The organism is Cohnella faecalis, from assembly GCF_003570905.1.
Lineage (GTDB): Bacteria > Bacillota > Bacilli > Paenibacillales > Paenibacillaceae > Cohnella > Cohnella faecalis.
On sequence record NZ_QXJM01000040.1, the window covers coordinates 30,467 to 53,906 of the forward strand.

A 23,440-nucleotide genomic window follows, 5' to 3' on the forward strand; every position below is an offset into this window, starting at 1 on the left:
GCCTCCCTTATCCCTGAACCGTCATCGATTGTCCAAGGCGATCGCACAACGCTTGGATGGCCGTATTTTTCAAACGGTAGCTGACCCGGTTCGCGATGAGCCGACTCGTCACCTGAAACATCTCTTCCATCTCGACCAGTCCGTTCTCGCGGAGAGTCTGGCCCGTCTCCACCATGTCGACGATGCGGTCCGCAAGACCGATCAGCGGGGCAAGCTCAATCGAGCCGTTCAGCTTAATCACTTCAACCTGCTGACCCCGCTCGCGAAAATATTGAGAAGCTACGTTAGGATACTTCGTCGCCACGCGAGGATGGATAACCGGCTTCCAGTCCGGAAGACCGATAACCGACATCCGGCAGCGTGCGATGCCGAGATCGAACAGCTCGTAGACATCCTTCGTCTCTTCCATCAGCACGTCTTTGCCGACAATGCCGATGTCCGCGACGCCGTACTCGACATAAGTCGGAACGTCTACCGGCTTCGCCATGATGAATTCCATGTTCGCTTCAGGAACCGGAATGATGAGCTTGCGCGAATCGTCGAAGTCCTCCGGAATCGGAAGTCCCGCCTGCCGGAACAGCTTGCTGGCCTGCTTGTAGATTCGCCCCTTGGGCATCGCTACCTTCAATATGCCGTTATCCGTCATGCCCGCTCCCCCTTCCCGTCGAATACAATAAGATGCTCGAACAGCGTTCCTTGATAGACGAAGCCGTCTTCCACCTTCACCGTATCCGGCCACTCTTCTCCGATAACGCCGGCCGCCACGACGGCCGAGCCTTCCGTTCGAAGCTTTGCCGCTTCGGCCAGCGCCCGCACTCGCGCCGCCGCCGTATACATAATCAACGTCTTCCCGGAGCCTTTGCCCGACGCAGCTTCGTCTTCGACAACTTCGAGAATGCGAGTCGTTTTAAGCGCAAAACCGGTAGCCGGAGCCGGACGGCCGAACTGCGCCAGCAGATTGTCGTATCTGCCGCCGCTGCATACCGGGAAGCCCATATTGGATGCATACCCTTCGAATGTCATGCCCGTATAATAGGTGAAATCCCCGATCATCGTCAGGTCGATGAGAACATGCTCCTGAACGCCGTAAGCTTCCAGTACGTCCCATACCTCGCACAGATGGCGAATAGCTTTATGCGCTTCTTCGTTGCCGCTCAATTGAAGCGCCTGCTCGCATACTTCCTGACCGCCTCGCAGGCGCAGAATGTCTTCCAGCTCGCGCTTCGATCCATCCTCCACCGATAAATTCCGCAGAATGTGACGGTAGCCGACGTGATCTCTCTGCAACAGGCATGCTTTCAACGCGTCCTGCTCCGCATCCCGGCCAAGAAGCGTCTCCTCGAACAATCCGTTCAGGAAGCCGACGTGGCCTACCGCGATTTTGAACGACTTGACTCCCGCCGACTTGAGCGACTCGATCGCCAAGGCGATCATCTCCGCGTCCGCTTCCGGAGAAGGATCTCCTACCAGCTCCACGCCGGTCTGAAAAAATTCCGCATCTCGCCCGGCTTCCTCCTCGAAGGCGCGGAACACGTTACCGTGGTAGCTAAGACGCAACGGGAAAGACTGCTCCTTCAACAGGGAGCCGACGACGCGGGCAATCGGCGCCGTCATATCCGAGCGCAGCACGATCGTCGTTCCGCGATGGTTAAGCAGCTTAAACAGCTTTTGGTCGGATGTGGCGCTCGCCACTCCTACCGTATCGTAATATTCCAGCGTCGGGGTCATGATCTGCTCGTAGCCCCACCGGCGCATGCATTCCAGTACGTCGCGCTCGATTCGGCGCAGCTTGGCGACCGCGTGCGGGAGATAATCTTTAACTCCGGTCGGTTTTTCGAATACTTTTGGCTTGGACAAGAGGATACCCTCATTTCTTTAATACGTTAAAGTGCTACCAAGTTACCATATTACCAAAAGAAAATGAATAATGGCTATTTTACCACTCTCCCGCGCTAGCGTCAATTGGCATTGCTGAGCTCGTCCGCCGTTTTATCGCTCTTAGCTTTGCCATCCGACGCCGACAAAAAGAATCATGATTTGCCGCCAACGTGGTTAAAGTAAATCGAACGTTATCTACGAGGAGGCAAAGCTACCGATATGGACAGCACCCGACAATTCGTCGACAAAGTACAGGACACGCAGCGCAAAGCGAAAAACAATAAGCGTCGCTCCGGCAACGGCAGTCAGGGAGAGCATCTTCCGGGCAAGCAGCACAGCACGAACAAGTAACGGCATTCTTCCCGCCATACGCCTTCGAAGCTTCCGCGAAGGCGTATGGCGGCCCCTCCTGCTCCTGTCCGACTATTGAAGTGTTTCCCCCGTTTCATCGTCCGCACGCTTTGTAACCCAGCTATTTTTGGTTATTAACGCCGGAAATAGACGGGAATAATCGGACTGCAGCCCCTGCGAGAACAGCGCGCGAGTCTCAAAAAAAGGCTGGCAGGGATGCGCTCCCAACCAGCCTTTTTATCGCTGCGGTCTGCCATAGCCGTCATCCAAGCTCCCGTAGCGGATTGCCGCCGACTTTGGCGCCAGGCGCCACGTCTTTATGGACGACCGCTCCGGCGGCCACGACGGCCCCGTCGCCGATTGTGACGCCGGGCAGCACCGTCACGTTGGCTCCGATCATCACGTTCTCGCCAATGACGATCGGGCCGATCCGGTATTCCTTGATTAGATATTCATGGGTAAGCAGCGTCGTATTGTAACCGATAATCGAATTGTCTCCGACTGTAATTCGTTCGGGAAAAAAGACGTCAACCATGACCATGAGCGCGAATGCCGTATGGCGTCCGACCTTCATTCCGAGAACGCGACGGTAAATCGCGTTTTTGACCGGCAGGATAGGGCAATACCGGGCCAGTTGAATAAAAATGAAGTTCCGAACCGCCTTGAACGGCGACACCGTCCGATAGACTTGCCACAGCGCGTTCGGTCCCTCCACCGGATACCGCTCCACATTCCTCAATCTTAAGCTCCCCCGATTCCGCACATGGCCACAAGCTCGTCCATATCGAGCACGACATGATCCGCTCCGGACTCCCGCAGCTTCGCTTCGCCTTTCAATGACCAGGCTACGCCGACGGCTACCGCTCCCGCCCTTCGCGCCGATTCGATGTCAACCGGACTGTCGCCGACCATGATCGTCTCCTCCGGCAACGCTCCGAGCGCCTCGATCGCTTTCAGCACCGGCTCCGGATGAGGCTTCGGATGCTCGACATCGTCGAGAGCTACGATTGTCCCCATGTATTCGTAAATGCCGAACAGCTTCAATGCGCGCTCCGACGTTTGACGCATCTTCGTCGTCACGACGCCCAGCTTGATGCCCGCTTGATGGAGCTGGGGCACGACTTCGGCTACTCCCTTGAACAAGGTCACCATCTCGTCGTGCCTGCCATGGTTGTATTCTCGGTAAAGCCGCGTAAGCTCCTCAACGTCATCGCGTCCCGAGAAAAGCTGCAATTGCACGCTGAGCGGCATGCCCATGCTCGGAATAATGTGCTCCCGGTCAAAATCGGGAGGGACGATGCCCTTCAGCGCATGAAGAAACGACTGGATAATCAGTTCATTCGTATCGATAATCGTACCGTCAAGATCAAAGAGAACGGTCGTTATTTTCTTTTTTAAGCTCATCTGTTGATGTCTCCGTTTTCTCCGCTGCTTGTTCTTGCTCGCCATTCTCGCGTTCAATCGCACCGGGCTTCTCGTTCGAATCCGTCGCCGCATCCCCAGCCGCTGCCGTCTCTGAGGTCGCAACTGCCGGATTCACGCGCCGCACAATCGGATCCACATAACGCTCGCTCGCTTGTCCTGTCCGTCTGCGAATAACGATCAGGGCGATGCCGACTACAATAATGAAGATCGCCATCAGCTGCGAGCTGCGAACGTTGCCGTATGCCGGATCGAGGAAGCCTTCATCAAACACGACCTTCATAGGCGACCATAGCCCGTCCACGAGCGAAGCAAGCCATGCCGGACCTTCGAACGCCAAGCTGTCCGTACGCAATCCCTCGATATAGAAGCGGCCGATGGAGTACCAGATGAAGTAACCTAGGAACAGCTCTCCGGCTTTCAAGAACCGCTGTCTGCGCACAATGAAGAGAAGAGCCAAGCCTACCAAGCTCCACAGCGATTCGTACAGGAACGTCGGATGATGATAAACCCCGGTAATATTCATTTGATCGACGATGAAATCGGGCAAATGAAGCTTATCGCGAAGAAAGGATTCCTCTACCGGTCCGCCGTAAGCTTCCTGATTGACGAAGTTGCCCCATCGGCCGATCATTTGCCCGGCCAGCAGGGACGGGGCGCAAACATCGATGATGCGCCAGACCGAATAGCCTTTTTTCCTTATATAGATAATGCCGCAGATCAGAGCTCCGAGAAGAGCTCCGTAAATGGCGATCCCGCCGTTCCATATCTGGATAATCTCGCCGGGATGCTTGCTGTAATAATTCCACTTGAACAGCACGTAGTACAGCCGGGCGCCGATAATAGCCGAAGGCACTCCGTACAGAAGCAGATCGAGGAAGAAATCCGGTACGATTCCGAACCGCTTTCCTTCCTGTATAGCCAGAAGCAAGCCTACTAACGCAGCCGATCCGAGAATGATGCCGTACCAGTGCACCGGCAAAGATCCGATCGAGAATGCAATAGGGTTAAGTTCCAATGGAAACATGCTCTTCCTCCGTCGCTCTATCGATTATTCGAAATCGTCTTCGGCAATCGCTTCGGTCAGCTTGTTCGTGAACTGCTGCGCCGCGTTGTAGCCCATCCGCTTCAAGCGGAAATTCATGGCCGCCACCTCGAGAATAACCGCCAAGTTCCGGCCGGGACGCACCGGAACGGTCAGAAGAGGAACTTCAGTGTCGATAATCTTGGTCGTCTCTTCGTCCAGACCGAGACGGTCGTATTGTTTGTCCTGCTGCCAATTCTCCAGCTTCACGACCAAGCTGATATGCATTTGGTTGCGCACCGCTCCCGCACCGAACAACGTCATGACGTTCAGGATGCCGAGACCGCGAATTTCAAGCAGGTGCCGAATAAGATCCGGGGCGCTGCCGTATAACGAATTGTCCGATGTCTGGCGAATTTCCACCGCATCGTCGGCCACGAGCCGGTGTCCGCGCTTGACAAGCTCCAGCGCCGTTTCGCTTTTGCCGATGCCGCTGCCGCCGGTAATGAGCATGCCGATCCCGTACACGTCGACGAGTACGCCATGAATGGTAGCCGAAGGGCCAGCTTCCTTTCCAGGAAGGTCGTGATCCGGCTGAGCAGAATCGTTGTAGCCATGCCGCTGCGCAGTACCGGGAAGTGACGTTCGTTCGCGACTTCCACGAGCTCCGCCGGAGGTTCGAGCCCTCGCGTGATGATAATGCACGGAGTAGCCTCGTCGCAAAGGCGCTCCATACGGTCGCGTCTGGCCGCTGCAGTCAGCGTATCCAGAAACGCCAGCTCCGTCCGTCCGAGAATTTGCGCCCGGTCCGTCGGATAATAGTTGAAATACCCGGCCATTTCCAAGCCTGGCCGATTCAGGTCGTCCGTTTCAATCGTCCGGCGCATGCCGTCTTCCCCGGCGACCACTTCGAGGTGAAATTGCTGCACGAGCTCGGAAACTCTCACTTTTTTAGCCATCGTACAGCTCCTTTGTACTTTCTCTTCCTTCATCGTATCGAAAATAGCCCGACAAATCAAACAAAAAGACGGGAGCCTCCTCCCGTCTTTCAGCCTAGCCCGCATCCCTATTCCCGACTAGCGGAACTCGCGGATCAAATCGTTGTAAATAAGCTTATCGGAGTTGCCGAGCTGCTTGCTCGCTTCCTGGGCTCCCGCCCGGCACGGCTCCAAGTCCACAGGAGCCCGGGTGCCAAGATCGTAACAGACCCCTTTGTTGAAGTCGCCGTCCTTCGAAGCTTTGAAATACACTTTTCCGTCCGTGAACGAGCCGTAACGGAACACGACCAAATGATTTTGCATCGTCATCATGTCGTTGCCCATCAAGTACAAGCCGCTTGTATCAATGCCGAGCAAGTTCAGAATCGTCGGCTCCAGGTCGATCATGCCTGCGGTCTGCTGCATTTCGCCTTTGGCGTCAACACCAGGCACATGCAGGAACAGCGGCACTTCGTTCTTTATCTGATCGAGCGTCAAATCGTCATACGTTTCGCCGATGAACTTCGCGATGTCCTCGTCCGGCTTGATTCCGTTATCGTGGTCGCCGTACATGACGAGAATCGTATCGTCCCACAGCCCCTCCTGCTTCAAGCGAGAGACCAACTCGCCGACCGCATAGTCGACATAGTGAACCGCGTACAAATAATCGCCAAGTATGTTCCCTTTATAAGGAGTTACATCGATCGTCTTATACTTGGCCGGAATGTTCGTGTAAGGGTGATGGCTGGACAAAGCCACCATAAAGCTATAAAAAGGCTGCTTGCCGGCTTTCATCGCATCGATTCCTTGGTCGAAGAACTGCTTGTCCCCAAGCGCCCAACCGACGATTTCGCCCGGCTTCAGATCCTCCATCCCATAGAACTTGTCCAGACCGTAGTTGCCGGAATACATCGCTTGACGGTTCCAGAAGCTTTTCTCGAACGCGTGGAATGCATAAGAAGCATAACCTTGCTCCTTCAGAAGTCTAGGCAGCGAATCGTACTTGTGCTGTGGGTATCTCACGTATACCGAGCCGGAAGGCAGCGGGTAAAGCGAATTGTTCGTCAGGAACTCGGCGTCGGACGTCCTTCCTTGACCGACTTGCGTATAGAAATTGCTGTAGTACATCATCTCTTCGCGCAGCTTGTTCAAGTTCGGCGTAATTTCTTGCCCGTTCACCGACTTGCCGATAACGAAGTTCTGGAACGATTCCAGCTGTATGACGATGACGTTCTTGCCTTTGGCCGCACCGGTTGACGGCGAGCCTGCGGCAAGCTTCTTCTGGTGATCGTCGAACCAGGCTTTAATGGATGCCTCTTGCTCGGCAGTCACTTTGTTCGAACTGAACACATTCTCGTCCATATAACGCTTAATATCGTAAGCATGGAAGCCAAGCAGTCCCGTTACATTGAATATGGACATGTTCCACCAGTTGTTGAGGAACAGCGTTTTGCCATTTTTGGACGTATAGTCTGTAATCGGATAGTACACCGCTCCATAAGCGATGGCTGCGGCGAGCACCGTCAACGGAATTCGCTTCCACATCCCGACCGGCCATCTCCGGAACCATCTGCGTACGAAAAACAGCGGAATCGTGATCAGGATGTCCAGGAAAAAGACGATGTCCTTCCATGCGATCAGGTTCTCTATGCTTCCCCCGAGCGCACCGACCTGACCGGCCTGCTGCAGCACCGGTATCGTAATGAAATCGCTGAAATAGCGGTAATACACCAAGTCCGAAAAAATGATGGCCGAAAGCACAAGGTTAAGGATCCACAGCGCAACCCAGCGGGAAAACCGCGGCAGCAGCAGCGTCCAGAACGAGACGACCATAATCGAGCCGAAGGTAATGACGATCATCCGATTGGAAGTAAATACGAGACCTAAATATTTGTCGAACAAATAGAGCTTGAGCATAATAAAAAACAAAAAACACCCGTATTCGACAACATCAAGCGGAATGCGAACGATTTGCAAAATGCGCTTTTTCCATTCCGACCCATCCAGCAATTGCAACCTCTGTCCCCTCACCTTCGTATAGCTTACAGCGACATCATCATAGCAAAACGTGACATTTTACACAATCTTAACGTTACGTTAACAAATCGCAGCATGTATAATAATCATGATTTCTACGGACAAAGGAATGGGGCCCTCATCTTGCTGAAAATGAAAAAACATGTCACAGTCTGGACTTATATCGTCATTCTCTTGGCAACGGTCGTCACCGGCTGCAACGCGGCATCATCCAATAATTCTCAGGCGAACAAAAACAAATTCATCGAAAAATACCAACCGCCGGCTAACCCGCCAAAATTCGCCGCCGCTTACGACGTCATCGTCATTGGAGGCGAAGCGGAGGGGTGGCTGCAGCCGTCTCCAGCGCTCGCAACGGCGCCAAAACTCTGCTCGTCGAAAAACGCAACGGCTTGGGCGGGCTGCTTACGTTCGGAATGCTCAACTTCCTCGATATTAAGCACGGCTCGGACGGCAAGTCCATCAACAAAGGGCTGTTCACCGAATGGCACAAACTAGTCGGAGGAGACAGCGCCTTCGACATCGAGCTGGGCAAAGCCGCCTTCTATAAGATGGTTGCCGACGAGAAGAATCTGACGCTGTCGCTTAGCACTCAGCTCGTATCGGCCCAGCTCGGAGCAGACGGCAGCACCGTTGAGGGAGTTAAGCTGCGCAACAAGAACGGCGAGTTCTCCGTCTCCGGCAAACGATTCATCGACGCCACGATTGATGCGGACTTCGCCGCCATGAGCGGAGCTCCGTTCTTCATCGGAGGAGAAGACATCTTCGACAAAAGCAGGCTTATGTCCGTAACCCCCGTCATTCACTTGAAGGGGATCGATTGGGCAAAGCTGAAGAAAGCGTCCAAAGCAAGCGGCTGGAAGTTCGGCAAGGTCGATTTCAATGATACGACTGCGTGGGGCTTCGCCGAGCTGTTCACTCTGTACAAACCGGTCGAGAACAACACCCGCTTGCGCGGACTGAATCTCGTCCGAATTCGCCAATCGGACGGCGATCATTTCTATATCAACGCGCTCCAAATATTCGGCGTCAACGGCCTGAACGAGAATGAGAAGAAAACGGCTTTGGAAGTAGGCCGGCGCGAAACCGACCACATTGTCGAATACTTGCGCAAAGAAATGGCCGGGTTCGAGAAGGCGACGGTCGCCAGCGACGCAACCGAGCTTTACGTTCGCGAGACGCGCCACCTTAAGGCGCTGTACCAGCTGCCGATGTCGGATGTCTGGCGCAACCAGGATCATTGGGACAGCATCGGGCACGGCGGTTACCCTGTCGATATTCAAGGCACGTCGCTTAAAGATCTCGGGACGGTCGTCTCCAATCCGAAGACGTACGCCATTCCGCTCCGCTCGCTCATTCCGCAAAAATTAACGAACATGCTCGTTGTCGGCCGCGCCGCAGGCTATTCCTCTATCGCAGCCGGAAGCGCGCGCGTCGTCCCTACCGGGATGACCACCGGGGAAGCCGCGGGAGCAGCTGCCGCGCAGTCCATTAAGAGCAACGTTAATTTTCACAAGTTCTCCGCGGACGAAAAGCTGGTCGAGACGCTTCGTACGACGTTGGAGAAGCAAGGCGCTCTAGTAAAACATTTCAATTCGAAATACCCTTACCAAGGGAATGGTACGATAATGCAGTTACGTTCTTGGTAAACTACGGCCTGACGCCGGCATCCTACTCCAATGACCTTAAAGTCGGAGACCCGCTCAAGACGAACCATCTTGCCAACGTCATTGCGGGAGGAATGAAACGAATTAACCCCGAGGCATTGAACAAAAACGAAAACAGCATTCGCAGCCTTTACGTCAAGTCCAACGATACGCTCCTTACTCGCGATCAAGCGGCGAAATATTTGATTACCGCCTTCTCCAACGAGAAGAGCGGCGCCAACGACTGGGATTCGGCGCTTAGACTGAAGCTCATCGACAAGACTACTCATGACAAGATCGCCAAAGAGCGGACTTTGACCAAAGCCGAAGGTTATGCCATCGCTGCCGGTCTGCTGTCCAAATTCGTCATCCAGCATTAAAATACGCGTAAAACGCCCCAATACCCGTCAGACGGCTTCAAGCCCTTTTGACGGGTATTCCTTATCCAACCCAACGCGCGCGGCATAAGCCGCTTCCCTGCTCGCCGCCGCATGACAAAAAACCGCCCGGCCGATTGGCCGGGCGGTTCGTGTATGATTCGAGAGAAATTAAGCTTCGAAAATGTTCAGTTCGCTGTCTTTGTCGAAGACATGAATTTTGTTCATGTCGATCGCCAGCTTCACGTTCTGACCTTCTTGCAGTCCGGAACGGCCGTCAACGCGAGCGATGACGCTGTCTTTGCCCAGACCTGTCAGGTACAGGAACATCTCGTGACCGAGGTTCTCGGATACTTCGATGCTGGCGTTGATTACGCTGTTCGGGGAAGCTTCGATGAACACAGGCTCTTCATGGATATCTTCCGGACGAATACCGAGAATCAACTCTTTGCCAACGTAGCCTTTGGAGCGAAGTACTTTCGCTTTGCCCTCTGGAATTTCAACGTTAACGCCCGTTGCGCGGAAGCGAACGGCACCGCCTTCTTCAGCTACTTGACCCGTGATGAAGTTCATCGCAGGAGCGCCGATGAAGCCTGCAACAAACAGGTTAACCGGGTGGTTGTACAGAACTTCAGGCGTAGCGGCTTGTTGAATGAAGCCGTCCTTCATAACGACGATACGATCGCCCATCGTCATAGCTTCCGTCTGGTCATGGGTTACGTAGATGCAAGTCGTTTCCAGACGTTTCATCAATTTGGAGATGTTAGCCCGCATTTGCGTACGAAGCTTGGCATCCAAGTTGGAAAGCGGTTCGTCCATCAAGAAGACTTGCGGTTCACGCACGATTGCGCGGCCCAAAGCAACACGTTGACGTTGACCGCCGGACAGAGCTTTCGGTTTACGCTCGAGCAAGTGCTCGATTTCCAGCGTGCGAGCCGCTTCGCGTACGCGACGGTCGATTTCGTCTTTGCGAAATTTACGCAATTTCAGACCGAACGCCATGTTTTGGTACACGTTCATATGAGGATAAAGAGCGTAGGATTGGAATACCATCGCGATGTCGCGATCTTTCGGAGCTACGTCGTTCACGACGCGGTCGCCAATGTACAGCTTGCCTTCGGAAATTTCTTCGAGACCGGCGATCATACGCAGCGTCGTCGATTTACCGCAACCGGAAGGTCCAACAAGGACCAGAAACTCTTTGTCTTGAATGTCAAGATTGAAGTCGGTTACCGAAGCTTTGTCGGTACCCGGATATTTTTTGAATACATGCTCTAAACGTACGCCTGCCATTAATATTTCCCCCTAAACATCGTTTGAAGGTACAGCATTATCTTACCTCACGACCGGGCAAAATGACTATGCACAAAGCGTACAAAAAATTCATTTCCTTTTCGTAACTTTGTACAATAGCAACAGAATCCTCATCATAACGGCGTCGTTGAAAGACCTCACGTCGAGCCCGGACTCCTGTTTCAGCTTGTCTAAACGGTACAGCAGCGTATTCCGATGAATAAACAGCTTTTTGGCCGTTTCGCTGACATTGCAATCCATCGAGAAGAACACGTCAAGCGTCGCCACCGTCTCCACATCCGTAAACATATCCGAGCGGCCCAGCATCTCCTCCACGAACTTGGCGCGAACCGGCTCAGGAATGCTGTTCAGCAGCTTTTCCAGATGAACCAGCCATGGCAAATGCACCTGCATTCCCATATGGAACTTCCGCCCCAAATAGATCGTTTCCCTGAGATTGGCGACCGTATACACGACGCTTTCCGAAGGAACGATCGGCAGAGCGACCGCCACATGACAATCCCCGCCCCATTCCCCCGTCACCAACTGATGAAGTCCCGAGGCAAGAGAGGACAGCGTCTCTTTGATTTCCTCGTCTATGGCACTATCGTCGTCTAATGTCTCCACTTCCGCCAGCAGCCTATCCGAGCCTAAAACTAACCATTCATGCTCGCGGAGCGGAATGAGCAGCGTATCGTCCTCGATGAACGAACGAATCGTTTTCTCCAGCTCCGCGTAAGAAGGCTCTTTGTCCTCCAACTGCTCGCAGTAGAGAAGAAAAGGAATCATTCCATCGAACAAACGGTTATAGAGCTCCATGCGATCGGGCACTTCCGTCCGCCATTCTCCGGAGGAGATGCATTGACCGATCCATTCGCCCAGACGCTTGGACTGACGCTCCAGATTCGAGCCTGCGGAACCGGGCTTCACTCCTTGCTTAAGCGCCCAGCCAAGCAATTCGCGCTCCAACGGAGTAAGCTTGGCCGTCGTCTCAAGCACCTGTATTTCAGAGCCTTCCAGGCGTATAACCAGACGGGCCCCTTGCTTTAAGGTACATACGCTTCCAACTTCGAGACGCTTGGAACCGCCATCCTTTTCCCATTCCGCGTTCGTAATCGTTCTCGTTGCGACGGGCGCGCCGAGCAGTTCCGACAACTGATCCAGTCTCGCCTTATTCATGGCACAGCCCCTTGCTGGCGGAACGGATGTGACGCTAGTTCACGAATCGTCCGTCTGTAGTCAGGTCTATTGTACCATAGTTCTTATTTGCCTCGTTATTATCGGTTCACCTAAGAGCCAACAGTATTACGATCGAGAGCAGCGAAAAGACAGCGGCAACCAGATAAAGAAAAGAAACCGTCTGGACTTGAGTCAGCCCCCATTTCATAAGACTGTGATGGGTGTGCAGATTGTCCGCGCGATGCAGCCCTTTGCCTTCAAGCAGACGACGGGTAAAGACGATAGCCGTATCCATGATCGGTACTCCCAGCGCCAGCATAGGCACGAACAACGAAAGGAAGGTAGCTCCTTTCAACGTTCCTTCGACGGAAGTAACGGCAAGCGTGAAACCGAGGAAGGTCGCCCCGGCATCTCCCATGAATATTCTCGCAGGATGGAAGTTATACGCAAGAAAAGCCAGACAGGAGCCGGCGAGCGCAACCGTCACTAAGGCAGTTAACGACTGGTTGCCGAGCAATGAAGCGGCGAACAACGTCATCGAGGAGATGACGCTTACGCCGGAAGCCAAGCCGTCGATGCCATCGATGAAATTCATCATGTTAATTAAAGCGAATACCCAGAGCGCCGTAAAAAACGCAGCCCATGCGGGGGAGAACAAAATCATGGAGGAGGATGAGGGTGAAGACACTCCTTGAATGGTAATGCCCTGCCACCAAGGGATTAGAGCTACGCCAATATAGACAATCAGACGCGGCCATACCGGAAATTCAAGCGCCCGGGATTTGAAGCCGTCATCCACGAGGCCAATCAGAACGAGAAGCGCTCCGCCGATCAAGAGCGTCCGAAACAAGGGGATATCTCCCATGAACACGAAGGAGGTTACCATAACCCCAGCGAACAGCGCCACTCCGCCGGACAAGGGGATCGGCTCCGAGTGGATTTTGCGACGGGACGGCTTGTCCACGAATCCGAATCTTAGCGCAGCAACGCGAACAATAGGCACAAGGACAATCACAAGGGTGAAAGCGAACACTAGCGCATACAAGTAGATCATGAAAATCCTCCGATCGGGCCGGTATACTTTAGCCGTTCCCTAACGGATGCAAGAAAATGCGCCTGTTCGCTTGTTTAACCTGCGATCGTTGGGTTACTCGCACTCTCCTCACATCATACGTCCATTTAGCCAGCTTTCGTCGGGTTACTCGTGTTCCTCGCAATCCATTCGTCCGTTTAACCAACCTTGGTTGGGATATTCGTGTTCCTCGCACTCCATTCGTCCGTTTAACCAACCTCTGTTGGGTTATTCGTGTTCCTCGCAATCCATTCGTCCGTTTAACCAACCTCTGTTGGGTTATTCGTGTTCCTCGCATTCCATTCGTCCGTTTAACCAACCTCTGTTGGGTTATTCGTGTTCCTCGCACTCCATTCGTCCGTTTAACCAACCTCTGTTGGGTTATTCGTGTTCTTCGCACTCCATTCGTCCGTTTAACCAACCTCTGTTGGGTTATTCGTGTTCTTCGCACTCCATTCGTCCGTTTAACCAAGTTTGAATGCAAAAAAACAGACGCTTGCGCGTCTGCTTGGTTGTGGTGGTGGTGAGTCATGTAGGATTCGAACCTACGACACCCTGATTAAAAGTCAGGTGCTCTACCAACTGAGCTAATGACTCAAAAACTGGTGGAGGATGATGGATTTGAACCACCGAACCCGAAGGAAGAGATTTACAGTCTCCCGCGTTTGGCCACTTCGCTAATCCTCCACGACATATTCCGTTAGGGTACCCGGCTTTTGCCGTCCCTATTCGGAAAAATACAATGGTGGCTCGAGACGGAATCGAACCGCCGACACGAGGATTTTCAGTCCTCTGCTCTACCAGCTGAGCTATCGAGCCATATTCAATTGTGAAAAGTGGCGGAGCTGACGGGATTCGAACCCGCGATCTCCTGCGTGACAGGCAGGCATGTTAGGCCACTACACCACAGCTCCGCGATATAAATCATGGTGGAGGCTGAGGGGATCGAACCCCCGACCCTCTGCTTGTAAGGCAGATGCTCTCCCAGCTGAGCTAAGCCTCCATGAGTTGAAGAGAAATGTTGGTAGCGGCAGAGGGGATCGAACCCCCGACCTTTCGGGTATGAACCGAACGCTCTAGCCAGCTGAGCTACGCCGCCACATATCGCGCGACAAATTTGTCGCAAACCGCTTGTCCTCACATAACAACGCGAAGCGTTATAATGCGGGATAGCAATCAATTCAGAGCTTGCGCCCTGAAAACCGGATGCGAAAACGAAATGAGCGAGAAAACATCGTCTTACCTGTGTTTGTAGGATAAGCCCTCGACCGATTAGTACTCGTCAGCTGCACACGTTGCCGCGCTTCCACCCCGAGCCTATCAACCTGGTGTTCTTCCAGGGGTCTTACATACTGGGAAATCTCATCTTGAGGCGGGCTTCGCGCTTAGATGCTTTCAGCGCTTATCCCTCCCGCGCTTGGCTACCCAGCGATGCTCCTGGCGGAACAACTGGTACACCAGCGGCGCGTCCATCCCGGTCCTCTCGTACTAAGGACAGCCCCTCTCAAATTTCCTACGCCCGCGACAGATAGGGACCGAACTGTCTCACGACGTTCTGAACCCAGCTCGCGTACCGCTTTAATGGGCGAACAGCCCAACCCTTGGGACCTACTTCAGCCCCAGGATGCGATGAGCCGACATCGAGGTGCCAAACCTCCCCGTCGATGTGGACTCTTGGGGGAGATAAGCCTGTTATCCCCAGGGTAGCTTTTATCCGTTGAGCGATGGCCCTTCCATTCGGTACCACCGGATCACTAAGCCCGACTTTCGTCCCTGCTCGACTTGTAGGTCTCGCAGTCAAGCTCCCTTATGCCTTTGCACTCTTCGCGCGATTTCCAACCGCGCTGAGGGAACCTTGGGGCGCCTCCGTTACTCTTTAGGAGGCGACCGCCCCAGTCAAACTGGCCGCCTGACACGGTCCCTCCACCCGATAAGGGTGGCAGGTTAGAACTCCGATACGATCAGGGTGGTATCCCAACGGCGCCTCCACCTAAGCTGGCGCTCAGGCTTCCAAGGCTCCCACCTATCCTGTACAGACCGTACCAAAGTTCAATATCAAGCTCCAGTAAAGCTCCATGGGGTCTTTCCGTCACGTCGCGGGTAACCTGCATCTTCACAGGTACTAAAATTTCACCGGATCTCTCGTTGAGACAGCGCCCAAGATCGTTACGCCATTCGTGCGGGTCAGAATTTACCTGACAAGGAATTTCGCTACCTTAGGACCGTTATAGTTACGGCCGCCGTTTACTGGGGCTTCGGTTCACAGCTTCGGGTTACCCCTAACCGCTCCCCTTAACCTTCCAGCACCGGGCAGGCGTCAGCCCGTATACTTCGCCTTACGGCTTCGCACAGACCTGTGTTTTTGCTAAACAGTCGCTTGGGCCTCTTCACTGCGGCCCCCTCGTGCTATTCACACTACCGGGCACCCCTTCTCCCGAAGTTACGGGGTCATTTTGCCGAGTTCCTTAACGAGAGTTCTTCCGCGCGCCTTAGACTATTCATCTCGCCCACCTGTGTCGGTTTACGGTACGGGCACCTTCATCTGGCTAGAGGCTTTTCTTGGCAGCGTGAGCACGGGACCTTCGGTACTGCAATTTTCCCTCCCCATCACAGCTTGAGGTTACGTAGCACGGATTTGCCTATGCTACCCTCTTGCTGCTTGGACGAGCTCTTCCATCCGCTCGCGTCCTTGCCCTCCTGCGTCCCCCCATCGCTCGTAACGATTTACGGTGGTACAGGAATTTCAACCTGTTGTCCTTCGACTACGCCTTTCGGCCTCGCCTTAGGTCCCGACTTACCCTGGGCGGACGAACCTTCCCCAGGAACCCTTAGGCTTTCGGCGGATCAGATTCTCACTGATCTTTTCGTTACTCATACCGGCATTCTCACTTCTATGCAGTCCACCAGTCCTTACGGTCTGACTTCAACCCGCATACAACGCTCCCCTACCCAAGCATACTAAGTATGCATGCCATAGCTTCGGTGGTGTGTTTAGCCCCGTTACATTTTCGGCGCAGAGTCACTCGACCAGTGAGCTATTACGCACTCTTTAAATGGTGGCTGCTTCTAAGCCAACATCCTGGTTGTCTTCGCAACTCCACATCCTTTCCCACTTAACACACACTTGGGGACCTTAGCTGATGATCTGGGCTCTTTCCCTCTTGACGACGGATCTTAGCACTCGCCGTCTGACTCCCGAGTATACATACATGGCATTCGGAGTTTGACTGGACTTGGTAACCCTTGGCGGGCCCCGCACCCAATCAGTGCTCTACCTCCATGATGCTTAACCTCGAGGCTAGCCCTAAAGCTATTTCGGGGAGAACCAGCTATCTCCGAGTTCGATTGGAATTTCTCCCCTACCCCCACGTCATCCCAGAGCTTTTCAACGCTCACGAGTTCGGGCCTCCAGTGCGTGTTACCGCACCTTCACCCTGCACAGGGGTAGATCACACGGTTTCGGGTCTACGACCACGTACTTATTCGCCCTATTCAGACTTGGTTTCCCTTCGGCTCCGCCTCTTCAGCTTAACCTTGCACGTGAACGTAACTCGCCGGTTCATTCTACAAAAGGCACGCCATCACCCCTAGATCGGGCTCTGACTTCTTGTAAGCGCACGGTTTCAGGTTCTTTTTCACTCCGCTCCCGCGGTGCTTTTCACCTTTCCCTCACGGTACTGGTTCACTATCGGTCGCCAGGGAGTATTTAGCCTTGGCAGATGGTCCTGCCGGATTCCCACGGGGTTTCTCGTGTCCCGCGGTACTCGGGATCCGTCTCGGAGGGAGCAGACTTTCGACTACAGGGTTGTTACCTTCTTTGACGGGACTTTCCAGTCCTCTTCGTCTACCCTGCTCCTTTGTAACTCCATGTGAGACGTCCCACAACCCCTGAGAGCAAGCTCTCAGGTTTGGGCTAATCCGCTTTCGCTCGCCGCTACTGACGGAATCACTCTTGTTTTCTTCTCCTCCGGGTACTTAGATGTTTCAGTTCCCCGGGTATGCCTCCAATGACCTATGTATTCAGTCAAGGGTAACTGCGCATTACCGCAGCTGGGTTTCCCCATTCGGAAATCCCCGGATCAAAGCCCACTTACGGCTCCCCGAGGCATATCGCTGTTCGTCGCGTCCTTCTTCGGCTCCTGGCGCCTAGGCATCCTCCGTGCGCCCTTATTAGCTTAACCTGTTGCAACTGTTAGCGTTAGCCAAAGGCTAATGCTCAGTCGTCAACTTCTTGATTCACAACTTCCGTTGCAAACCAACAGCAAGTAAGGCGAATGATGTCTTTCGCGCATTTCGTTTTCGCTATCCGGTTTTCAAGGTACAAACCAATCCGTAGAAGTGGATCTGGTGGAGACTAGCGGGATCGAACCGCTGACCCCCTGCGTGCAAGGCAGGTGCTCTCCCAGCTGAGCTAAGTCCCCATGGGAAGTATGAAGATGGTTGGCCTTAGTGGACTCGAACCACCGACCTCACCCTTATCAGGGGTGCGCTCTAACCAGCTGAGCTAAAGGCCAATATATTGCCTGCCTTTAGTCGGCTAGGCTTACGCCCATACGCATAAATGCGAATGGTAAAGCCCGGCTTGGCGACGTCCTACTCTCCCAGGACCCTGCGGTCCAAGTACCATCGGCGCTGGAGGGCTTAACGGTCGTGTTCGGGATGGGTACGCGTGGAACCCCTCCGCCGTTGCCACCAAACCGGCTGAAAGATTGCTCTTTCAAAACTGAACTCGAGCGCAATACGGATTACCACCTCGCTGACGCGAGCTGTGGACTTTGTTAGCCCTTGCGGGCTCCTTAGAAAGGAGGTGATCCAGCCGCACCTTCCGATACGGCTACCTTGTTACGACTTCACCCCAATCATCTACCCCACCTTCGGCGGCTGGCTCCCTTGCGGGTTACCCCACCGACTTCGGGTGTTGTAAACTCTCGTGGTGTGACGGGCGGTGTGTACAAGACCCGGGAACGTATTCACCGCGGCATGCTGATCCGCGATTACTAGCAATTCCGACTTCATGCAGGCGAGTTGCAGCCTACAATCCGAACTGAGACCGGCTTTGCTGGGATTGGCTCCGGATCGCTCCTTCGCAGCCCGTTGTACCGGCCATTGTAGTACGTGTGTAGCCCAGGTCATAAGGGGCATGATGATTTGACGTCATCCCCGCCTTCCTCCGGTTTGTCACCGGCAGTCAACCTAGAGTGCCCACCTTAACGTGCTGGCAACTAAGTTCAAGGGTTGCGCTCGTTGCGGGACTTAACCCAACATCTCACGACACGAGCTGACGACAACCATGCACCACCTGTCTCCTCTGTCCCGAAGGAAAGGCACATCTCTGTACCGGTCAGAGGGATGTCAAGACCTGGTAAGGTTCTTCGCGTTGCTTCGAATTAAACCACATACTCCACTGCTTGTGCGGGTCCCCGTCAATTCCTTTGAGTTTCAGTCTTGCGACCGTACTCCCCAGGCGGAGTGCTTAATGTGTTAACTTCGGCACCGAGGGGTGGACCCCCCAACACCTAGCACTCATCGTTTACGGCGTGGACTACCAGGGTATCTAATCCTGTTTGCTCCCCACGCTTTCGCGCCTCAGCGTCAGTTACAGTCCAGAGAGCCGCCTTCGCCACTGGTGTTCCTCCACATCTCTACGCATTTCACCGCTACACGTGGAATTCCGCTCTCCTCTTCTGCACTCAAGTCTCCCAGTTTCCAGTGCATCACGGGGTTGAGCCCCGCACTTAGACACCAGACTTAAAAGACCGCCTGCGCGCGCTTTACGCCCAATAATTCCGGACAACGCTTGCCCCCTACGTATTACCGCGGCTGCTGGCACGTAGTTAGCCGGGGCTTTCTTCTCAGGTACCGTCATCGAATGTGCAGTTAACACACCCTTATTCTTCCCTGGCAACAGAGCTTTACGACCCGAAAGCCTTCCTCACTCACGCGGCGTTGCTCCATCAGGCTTGCGCCCATTGTGGAAGATTCCCTACTGCTGCCTCCCGTAGGAGTCTGGGCCGTGTCTCAGTCCCAGTGTGGCCGTTCACCCTCTCAGGTCGGCTACGCATCGTCGCCTTGGTGAGCCATTACCCCACCAACTAGCTAATGCGCCGCAGGCCCATCCCTAAACCACAGATTGCTCCGTGTTTCCCAAGCCCGTCATGCGACAGGCTTGCGTATCCGGTCTTAGCATTCGTTTCCGAATGTTATCCCAGTCTTAGGGCAGGTTGCCTACGTGTTACTCACCCGTCCGCCGCTAACCTTATCGGGAGCAAGCTCCCTCAAAGATCCGCTCGACTTGCATGTATTAGGCACGCCGCCAGCGTTCGTCCTGAGCCAGGATCAAACTCTCCATTAAAGTGTTACACTTTATTGAAGAACCTCGATGGCTCTTTCAAAGCTGGTCTTACTTTTTGGTCCTTCCGACTCGGCCTAAGCCTCGTCTTCAGGGATCCGTATTACGCTCGATGTTCAGTTTTCAAGGAGCAATCGCTTGGCTTCTCAGCCTCGCTTTTTGTTGCCTGCCGCCGTAACAGCGACTTGATTAATGTATCACATCTTGCTAGGCGATTGCAACAGGTATTTTTTTCATTTCTTGCCGACCTGCTCGTCCGCTTCGTTCGACGGCGTCCTCGGTGTGAGGCGCGAGTAATAATGTATCATACCCGAACAAGCTCCGTCAACCTTTTTTGCTCAACAATTGTTTCAGCCGATTGATCCGACGAATTGGAAGCCGCCTGCATCCGCAAGCGGCTTATGCCAGCAGCGTATATTGGAGTCCGAGAACAAGACCGATGCCAGGCAAGCCTAGCAGCGTGACCGCTCCAATCGTAGCCGGATTGAGAGGAACATACCAGCCGGTTATCCACCCCGAGAAATTCAATGCGTAAATGACTAACGCCGATAAAACCAGGTGCGCGCCAAAGCGAGTGAGCCAGCCCAGCGGAAGCCTCTGCCGAATGAGCACGATGCCCAATAAACTGGCCGATACGATCAAGAGAATCATCCACATCGTTTTCATGCCCGTTTACCTCGACTTTTTACTCCGCTCACCTCGGCAACCCATTCAACCTTCGCTTTTCTGAGCAGCATGTCCAGCTTCTTTTCCGCCGCCTCCAGCGTATAGATTGCATAATCGACGCTGTCATGGCCGAGTGCGTCCTCAAACCGCCATCTCGCCAACTCCCATTCCCGTTCGGCCTCCCGCACATCCTCCGTCAATTGCTGTCGCTCTTCCGACTGCACCAACGTCCACACGCTCTTTTTTGCCCATCTCATGTTGATCCCTCCCGTGTACGAGCACGGCGCCCTTGAAGGACAACCTACTTCATATGTACACATGGAGGAGCTTAAATAGAACAAAAAGGACCCCTAAGGCGTCCTTTTCGTCTTCTCTATGGCGCTGCCGCACTAGCCGAGCTCGCGTCGTCCTTCCAATGCCTTGGACAAGGTCACCTCGTCAGCGTACTCCAGGTCTCCTCCGACCGGAAGCCCGGATGCGATACGAGTTACCCGGATGCCGAACGGCTTCACGAGTCTGGACAAGTACATGGCTGTCGCTTCCCCCTCGATATTCGGGTTAGTCGCCAAGATAAGCTCCTGCACCCGCTCGTCGCTTAATCGACGCACAAGCTCAGCTACCCGAATATCGTCCGGTCCGACGCCTTCCATCGGCGAGATCGCTCCGTGCAGGACGTGGTAATATCCGTTGAATTCCTTCGTCCGTTCCATCGCGACGAGATCCTTCGGCTCTTGGACGACGCAAATAACAGAGGCGTCGCGCGTCTTATCGGAACAGATTCGGCAAGGGTCGGCATCTGTAATGTTGCAGCACACCGAACAATAGGTCAGGTTGCGTTTTACGCTTACGAGCGCTTTGGCAAAATCGATCACTTCCTCCTCCTTCATGCGCAGCACGAAGAAAGCGAGCCGGGCGGCCGTCTTGGGGCCGATGCCCGGCAATCGGGAGAACGCGTCAATCAGCTTGGCGATCGGTTCTGGATAGAACAATGGCTTTATTCTCCTCTGATCCGTGTTCGCCTCTAGCTCGTGCTAGTTAGAACAAACCGGGAATTTTCATTCCGCCCGTATATTTGCCCATGTCCGCGTTCGCGAGCTCATCGGCTTTCGAAATAGCATCGTTAACAGCCGTAAGAACGAGGTCTTGCAGCATCTCGACATCCTCGGGATCGACGGCTTCCGGCTTAATGACGATGTTCAATACTTTCTTATGTCCATTGACCGTGACGGTAACGACCCCGCCGCCAGCCGTTCCTTCGATCGTTTTGCCGCCCAGCTCTTCTTGGGCTTTGAGCATTTGCTCCTGCATCTTCTTCACTTGCTTCATCATTTGATTCATGTTGTTCATTGTAAAATGCCTCCCTAGTCTTTGATTTCCACTAATTGCTCGCCGAACATTCGAACCGCTTCGTCAATCCACGGCTCGCGCGACGATTCGCCGCCGTCCTCGTGCACGAGGCGCAGCTCTTCCCCGGCCGCCGCCTCGCCTCCGGCGTTGCCGGCGGCGCCGGCGACCGCTTCTTGCCATTCCTTCTGCATGACGGTAGCCAGCGTTGAAGGATGTCCGAGGATTGAACTGATAACGCCTTCGATCATGCTCTTGTTAGCCGGCTTCTCGGTCGTCTCCCGATGAATCGTATTGCGGAAAGCGACGAGCATCGTGTCGTCTGCGTAAGCAACCGGTTCGCCGTCCACCAGCCAAGCGTGAACCGTCACCCGCTCTTCCTTCACCCGCTGCAAAATCTGCGGCCACTTCGATAACGCTTGGCCGTGATTCGGCGTGCCTTGCGAAGCGAGGAACGAGTCCAGCTTAACACGCGAGCGAACCGGCTTGGCCGCTTGCCCTCCGCCAAAGGACGACCTGCCCCCGGAGGAGCCCGAACCGCCGAGGCTCGCAGATGGTCCGCCTCCGCCCGCGGCAGCCGGAACGCCGTTCTTCACGACCGCGTCCAGCTTGCGTTCGAGCTCGGCCACTCTCATCTGCAGCCGCGCCGTCTCGCCGGAAGAGCCTTCCGTCGTCGGAGTCACGGACGATGGCGGCCCGCTCGACGCTCCGTCTTTCGCGGAACAAAGCTTCAACAGCGCGATCTCGAACATGGTCTGCGGATGGGCTGCATATTTCATCTCGTTCTGGTACCGGTTCAGCAAATCGATAATAGCGAACAATCGCCCTCTATCGAAGCTTGCCGCCATCTCCTTCAGCTGCTCCGGATCGGCTACGCGACCGGAAGAGCCTCCGGCATCCGGCGCCAGCTGCGCCAGCAGCAGGTCCCGAAAATAATGCATGAGCTGTTCCAGACATTTGTCCGCGCTTTTGCCAGCTCGCATCATATCGTCGATTTCGCGCAGGACGGCTGAGACGTCGCCTCCCCTTATCGCCGACGCCAGTCTGCCGAATTGCTCGGCCGGCAGTCCTCCGGTCGCTTCAACGGCGTGATCGAGCGTTACTTGTCCGCCCGTAAAGGAAGAAATTTGATCGAGCAGGCTAAGAGCATCCCGCATACCGCCATCGGACAGCCGAGCGATATATTTGAGCGCATCGTCCTCGGCGACAATGCCTTCTTCGGCGCATATTTCCCGCATGAGTCCCGCCTGTTCCTCCAAGGAGACCCGGCGGAACTCAAAGCGCTGGCAGCGAGAAATAATGGTAGGCGGAAGCTTGTGCGGCTCCGTCGTGGCCAGTACGAACATGACGTGGCCCGGCGGCTCCTCGAGCGTCTTCAGAAGCGCATTGAAAGCTTCGGTCGTCAACATGTGCACTTCGTCTATAATATACACTTTACGCCGAACTTCGGTCGGCGCGTACTTTACTTTGTCCCGTATGTCGCGAATTTCTTCGACGCCTCTGTTGGACGCCGCGTCGATCTCGACCACGTCCATAACCGAGCCCGAGGTAATTCGGGTGCACTGCGCGCATTCGTTGCACGGCTCGATAGCCGGCCCTCGCTCGCAGTTAACGGCTTTGGACAATATTTTGGCTGCGCTTGTTTTTCCGGTACCTCTCGGTCCGCTGAACAAATAAGCGTGAGAAAGCCGATCTTCGCGAATCGCGTTCTGAAGCGTCTGTACGATATGCTGCTGCCCGACCATGTCCTGAAACGTCTGCGGACGCCAGGCCCGGTACAAAGCAAGATGGGCCATTGCTAGTCGCTCCCGTCGGTTTGCCGTTT

General features: G+C 54.4%; 17 protein-coding genes, 8 tRNA genes, 3 rRNA genes and 1 pseudogene. 3 read left to right on the top strand and 26 right to left on the bottom strand.

All coding sequences use genetic code 11. The annotated features are described in order from the left end of the window. Window positions 1–7: 7 nt before the first annotated feature. Together hisG and D3H35_RS21525 are read right to left on the bottom strand one after the other, a co-directional pair. A complete protein-coding gene (gene hisG / locus D3H35_RS21520; RefSeq protein ID WP_119151292.1) occupies window positions 8–646 on the bottom strand; it encodes an ATP phosphoribosyltransferase in 639 nt (212 codons plus the stop codon). Continuing rightward, window positions 643–1,857: an ATP phosphoribosyltransferase regulatory subunit gene (locus D3H35_RS21525; protein WP_119151293.1), complete on the bottom strand. Its 1,215-nt coding sequence runs from the start codon at window positions 1,855–1,857 to the stop codon at window positions 643–645. The genes hisG and D3H35_RS21525 overlap by 4 nt, the downstream gene beginning before the upstream one ends. 240 nt (window positions 1,858–2,097) lie before the next feature. On the opposite strand from D3H35_RS21525, the gene D3H35_RS21530 reads away from it, so the two are divergent. Then, window positions 2,098–2,229, top strand: coding sequence for a DUF4023 family protein (locus tag D3H35_RS21530; RefSeq protein WP_119151294.1), 132 nt, complete (start codon window positions 2,098–2,100; stop codon window positions 2,227–2,229). 262 nt (window positions 2,230–2,491) lie between these two features. Here the strand turns inward: D3H35_RS21530 and D3H35_RS21535 are convergent, their stop codons facing one another. From D3H35_RS21535 to D3H35_RS21555, 5 genes and pseudogenes are all read right to left on the bottom strand, one after another. Further along, complete coding sequence (locus D3H35_RS21535) at window positions 2,492–2,968, bottom strand: acyltransferase (protein WP_119151295.1); 477 nt, start codon at window positions 2,966–2,968, stop codon at window positions 2,492–2,494. A gap of 2 nt (window positions 2,969–2,970) precedes the next feature. Continuing rightward, window positions 2,971–3,633 (bottom strand): pyrophosphatase PpaX, encoded by a 663-nt coding sequence (gene ppaX / locus D3H35_RS21540; RefSeq protein WP_119151296.1) that lies wholly within the window; start codon window positions 3,631–3,633, stop codon window positions 2,971–2,973. Next, the gene (lgt, locus tag D3H35_RS21545) at window positions 3,596–4,678 is read right to left on the bottom strand and encodes a prolipoprotein diacylglyceryl transferase (protein ID WP_119151297.1); all 1,083 of its coding nucleotides are present in this window, start codon (window positions 4,676–4,678) and stop codon (window positions 3,596–3,598) included. The genes ppaX and lgt overlap by 38 nt, the downstream gene beginning before the upstream one ends. Before the next feature lie 24 nt (window positions 4,679–4,702). Beyond that, window positions 4,703–5,634: pseudogene (gene hprK / locus D3H35_RS21550) on the bottom strand (HPr(Ser) kinase/phosphatase). A gap of 117 nt (window positions 5,635–5,751) precedes the next feature. Beyond that, on the bottom strand, window positions 5,752–7,668 hold the full coding sequence (locus D3H35_RS21555) for an LTA synthase family protein (protein ID WP_119151298.1): 1,917 nt from the start codon (window positions 7,666–7,668) through the stop codon (window positions 5,752–5,754). Window positions 7,669–8,015: 347 nt separating this feature from the next. On the opposite strand from D3H35_RS21555, the gene D3H35_RS21560 reads away from it, so the two are divergent. Beyond that, window positions 8,016–9,338, top strand: a complete 1,323-nt coding sequence (locus D3H35_RS21560) for an FAD-dependent oxidoreductase (RefSeq protein ID WP_158594218.1) — start codon at window positions 8,016–8,018, stop codon at window positions 9,336–9,338. Further along, on the top strand, window positions 9,332–9,715 hold the full coding sequence (locus D3H35_RS21565; protein WP_119151300.1) for a hypothetical protein: 384 nt from the start codon (window positions 9,332–9,334) through the stop codon (window positions 9,713–9,715). Before D3H35_RS21560 ends, D3H35_RS21565 begins: the two co-directional genes overlap by 7 nt. A 168-nt stretch (window positions 9,716–9,883) precedes the next feature. On the opposite strand, the gene D3H35_RS21570 is transcribed toward D3H35_RS21565, so the two are convergent. From D3H35_RS21570 to dnaX, 19 genes are all read right to left on the bottom strand, one after another. Continuing rightward, window positions 9,884–11,005, bottom strand: a complete 1,122-nt coding sequence (locus tag D3H35_RS21570) for an ABC transporter ATP-binding protein (protein WP_119151301.1) — start codon at window positions 11,003–11,005, stop codon at window positions 9,884–9,886. A gap of 90 nt (window positions 11,006–11,095) precedes the next feature. Then, a complete protein-coding gene (locus D3H35_RS21575; RefSeq protein ID WP_119151302.1) occupies window positions 11,096–12,184 on the bottom strand; it encodes a PucR family transcriptional regulator in 1,089 nt (362 codons plus the stop codon). A gap of 106 nt (window positions 12,185–12,290) precedes the next feature. Next, window positions 12,291–13,238, bottom strand: coding sequence for an MraY family glycosyltransferase (locus D3H35_RS21580; RefSeq protein ID WP_119151303.1), 948 nt, complete (start codon window positions 13,236–13,238; stop codon window positions 12,291–12,293). Window positions 13,239–13,777: 539 nt separating this feature from the next. Then, window positions 13,778–13,853 (bottom strand) — tRNA-Lys (locus tag D3H35_RS21585). Window positions 13,854–13,859: 6 nt separating this feature from the next. After that, window positions 13,860–13,943 (bottom strand) — tRNA-Tyr (locus tag D3H35_RS21590). 56 nt (window positions 13,944–13,999) lie between these two features. Continuing rightward, window positions 14,000–14,075 (bottom strand) — tRNA-Phe (locus D3H35_RS21595). Between the two features lie 18 nt (window positions 14,076–14,093). After that, window positions 14,094–14,170, bottom strand: a tRNA-Asp gene (locus D3H35_RS21600). Between the two features lie 13 nt (window positions 14,171–14,183). Beyond that, window positions 14,184–14,259 (bottom strand) — tRNA-Val (locus tag D3H35_RS21605). 19 nt (window positions 14,260–14,278) lie between these two features. Next, window positions 14,279–14,355 (bottom strand) — tRNA-Met (locus tag D3H35_RS21610). A 153-nt stretch (window positions 14,356–14,508) separates the two neighbouring features. After that, window positions 14,509–17,437 (bottom strand): 23S ribosomal RNA (locus tag D3H35_RS21615). A gap of 164 nt (window positions 17,438–17,601) precedes the next feature. After that, window positions 17,602–17,677: transfer RNA gene (locus D3H35_RS21620), tRNA-Ala, on the bottom strand. 16 nt (window positions 17,678–17,693) lie between these two features. Then, window positions 17,694–17,770 (bottom strand) — tRNA-Ile (locus tag D3H35_RS21625). Window positions 17,771–17,836: 66 nt separating this feature from the next. Beyond that, window positions 17,837–17,953, bottom strand: a 5S ribosomal RNA gene (gene rrf / locus D3H35_RS21630). 103 nt (window positions 17,954–18,056) lie between these two features. Next, window positions 18,057–19,608, bottom strand: a 16S ribosomal RNA gene (locus D3H35_RS21635). The 16S, 23S and 5S rRNA genes sit together here with 8 tRNA genes alongside, the layout of an rRNA operon. A gap of 396 nt (window positions 19,609–20,004) precedes the next feature. After that, window positions 20,005–20,271 carry a pro-sigmaK processing inhibitor BofA family protein gene (locus tag D3H35_RS21640; protein WP_119151304.1) on the bottom strand — a complete coding sequence of 89 codons (267 nt, stop codon included), beginning with the start codon at window positions 20,269–20,271 and terminating at the stop codon, window positions 20,005–20,007. Continuing rightward, window positions 20,268–20,528: a DUF2508 family protein gene (locus D3H35_RS21645; protein WP_119151305.1), complete on the bottom strand. Its 261-nt coding sequence runs from the start codon at window positions 20,526–20,528 to the stop codon at window positions 20,268–20,270. The genes D3H35_RS21640 and D3H35_RS21645 overlap by 4 nt, the downstream gene beginning before the upstream one ends. A gap of 132 nt (window positions 20,529–20,660) precedes the next feature. Then, window positions 20,661–21,260, bottom strand: a complete 600-nt coding sequence (recR, locus tag D3H35_RS21650; RefSeq protein WP_119151306.1) for a recombination mediator RecR — start codon at window positions 21,258–21,260, stop codon at window positions 20,661–20,663. A 46-nt stretch (window positions 21,261–21,306) separates the two neighbouring features. Beyond that, entirely contained in the window at window positions 21,307–21,618 is a 312-nt protein-coding gene (locus D3H35_RS21655) for a YbaB/EbfC family nucleoid-associated protein (protein ID WP_119151307.1), read from the bottom strand. Window positions 21,619–21,632: 14 nt separating this feature from the next. After that, window positions 21,633–23,411, bottom strand: a complete 1,779-nt coding sequence (dnaX, locus tag D3H35_RS21660) for a DNA polymerase III subunit gamma/tau (RefSeq protein ID WP_119151308.1) — start codon at window positions 23,409–23,411, stop codon at window positions 21,633–21,635. Window positions 23,412–23,440: the final 29 nt, after the last annotated feature.

Excerpts from the sequence above, each read along its gene's own strand:
- hisG (WP_119151292.1), bottom strand. The coding sequence starts at position 646 with ATGACGGATAACGGCATATTGAAGGTAGCGATGCCCAAGGGGCGAATC.
- D3H35_RS21530 (WP_119151294.1), top strand. The coding sequence starts at position 2,098 with ATGGACAGCACCCGACAATTCGTCGACAAAGTACAGGACACGCAGCGC.
- ppaX (WP_119151296.1), bottom strand. The coding sequence starts at position 3,633 with ATGAGCTTAAAAAAGAAAATAACGACCGTTCTCTTTGATCTTGACGGT.
- lgt (WP_119151297.1), bottom strand. The coding sequence starts at position 4,678 with ATGTTTCCATTGGAACTTAACCCTATTGCATTCTCGATCGGATCTTTG.
- D3H35_RS21570 (WP_119151301.1), bottom strand. The coding sequence starts at position 11,005 with ATGGCAGGCGTACGTTTAGAGCATGTATTCAAAAAATATCCGGGTACC.
- D3H35_RS21575 (WP_119151302.1), bottom strand. The coding sequence starts at position 12,184 with ATGAATAAGGCGAGACTGGATCAGTTGTCGGAACTGCTCGGCGCGCCC.
- D3H35_RS21580 (WP_119151303.1), bottom strand. The coding sequence starts at position 13,238 with ATGATCTACTTGTATGCGCTAGTGTTCGCTTTCACCCTTGTGATTGTC.
- D3H35_RS21640 (WP_119151304.1), bottom strand. The coding sequence starts at position 20,271 with ATGAAAACGATGTGGATGATTCTCTTGATCGTATCGGCCAGTTTATTG.
- D3H35_RS21645 (WP_119151305.1), bottom strand. The coding sequence starts at position 20,528 with ATGAGATGGGCAAAAAAGAGCGTGTGGACGTTGGTGCAGTCGGAAGAG.
- D3H35_RS21655 (WP_119151307.1), bottom strand. The coding sequence starts at position 21,618 with ATGAACAACATGAATCAAATGATGAAGCAAGTGAAGAAGATGCAGGAG.
- dnaX (WP_119151308.1), bottom strand. The coding sequence starts at position 23,411 with ATGGCCCATCTTGCTTTGTACCGGGCCTGGCGTCCGCAGACGTTTCAG.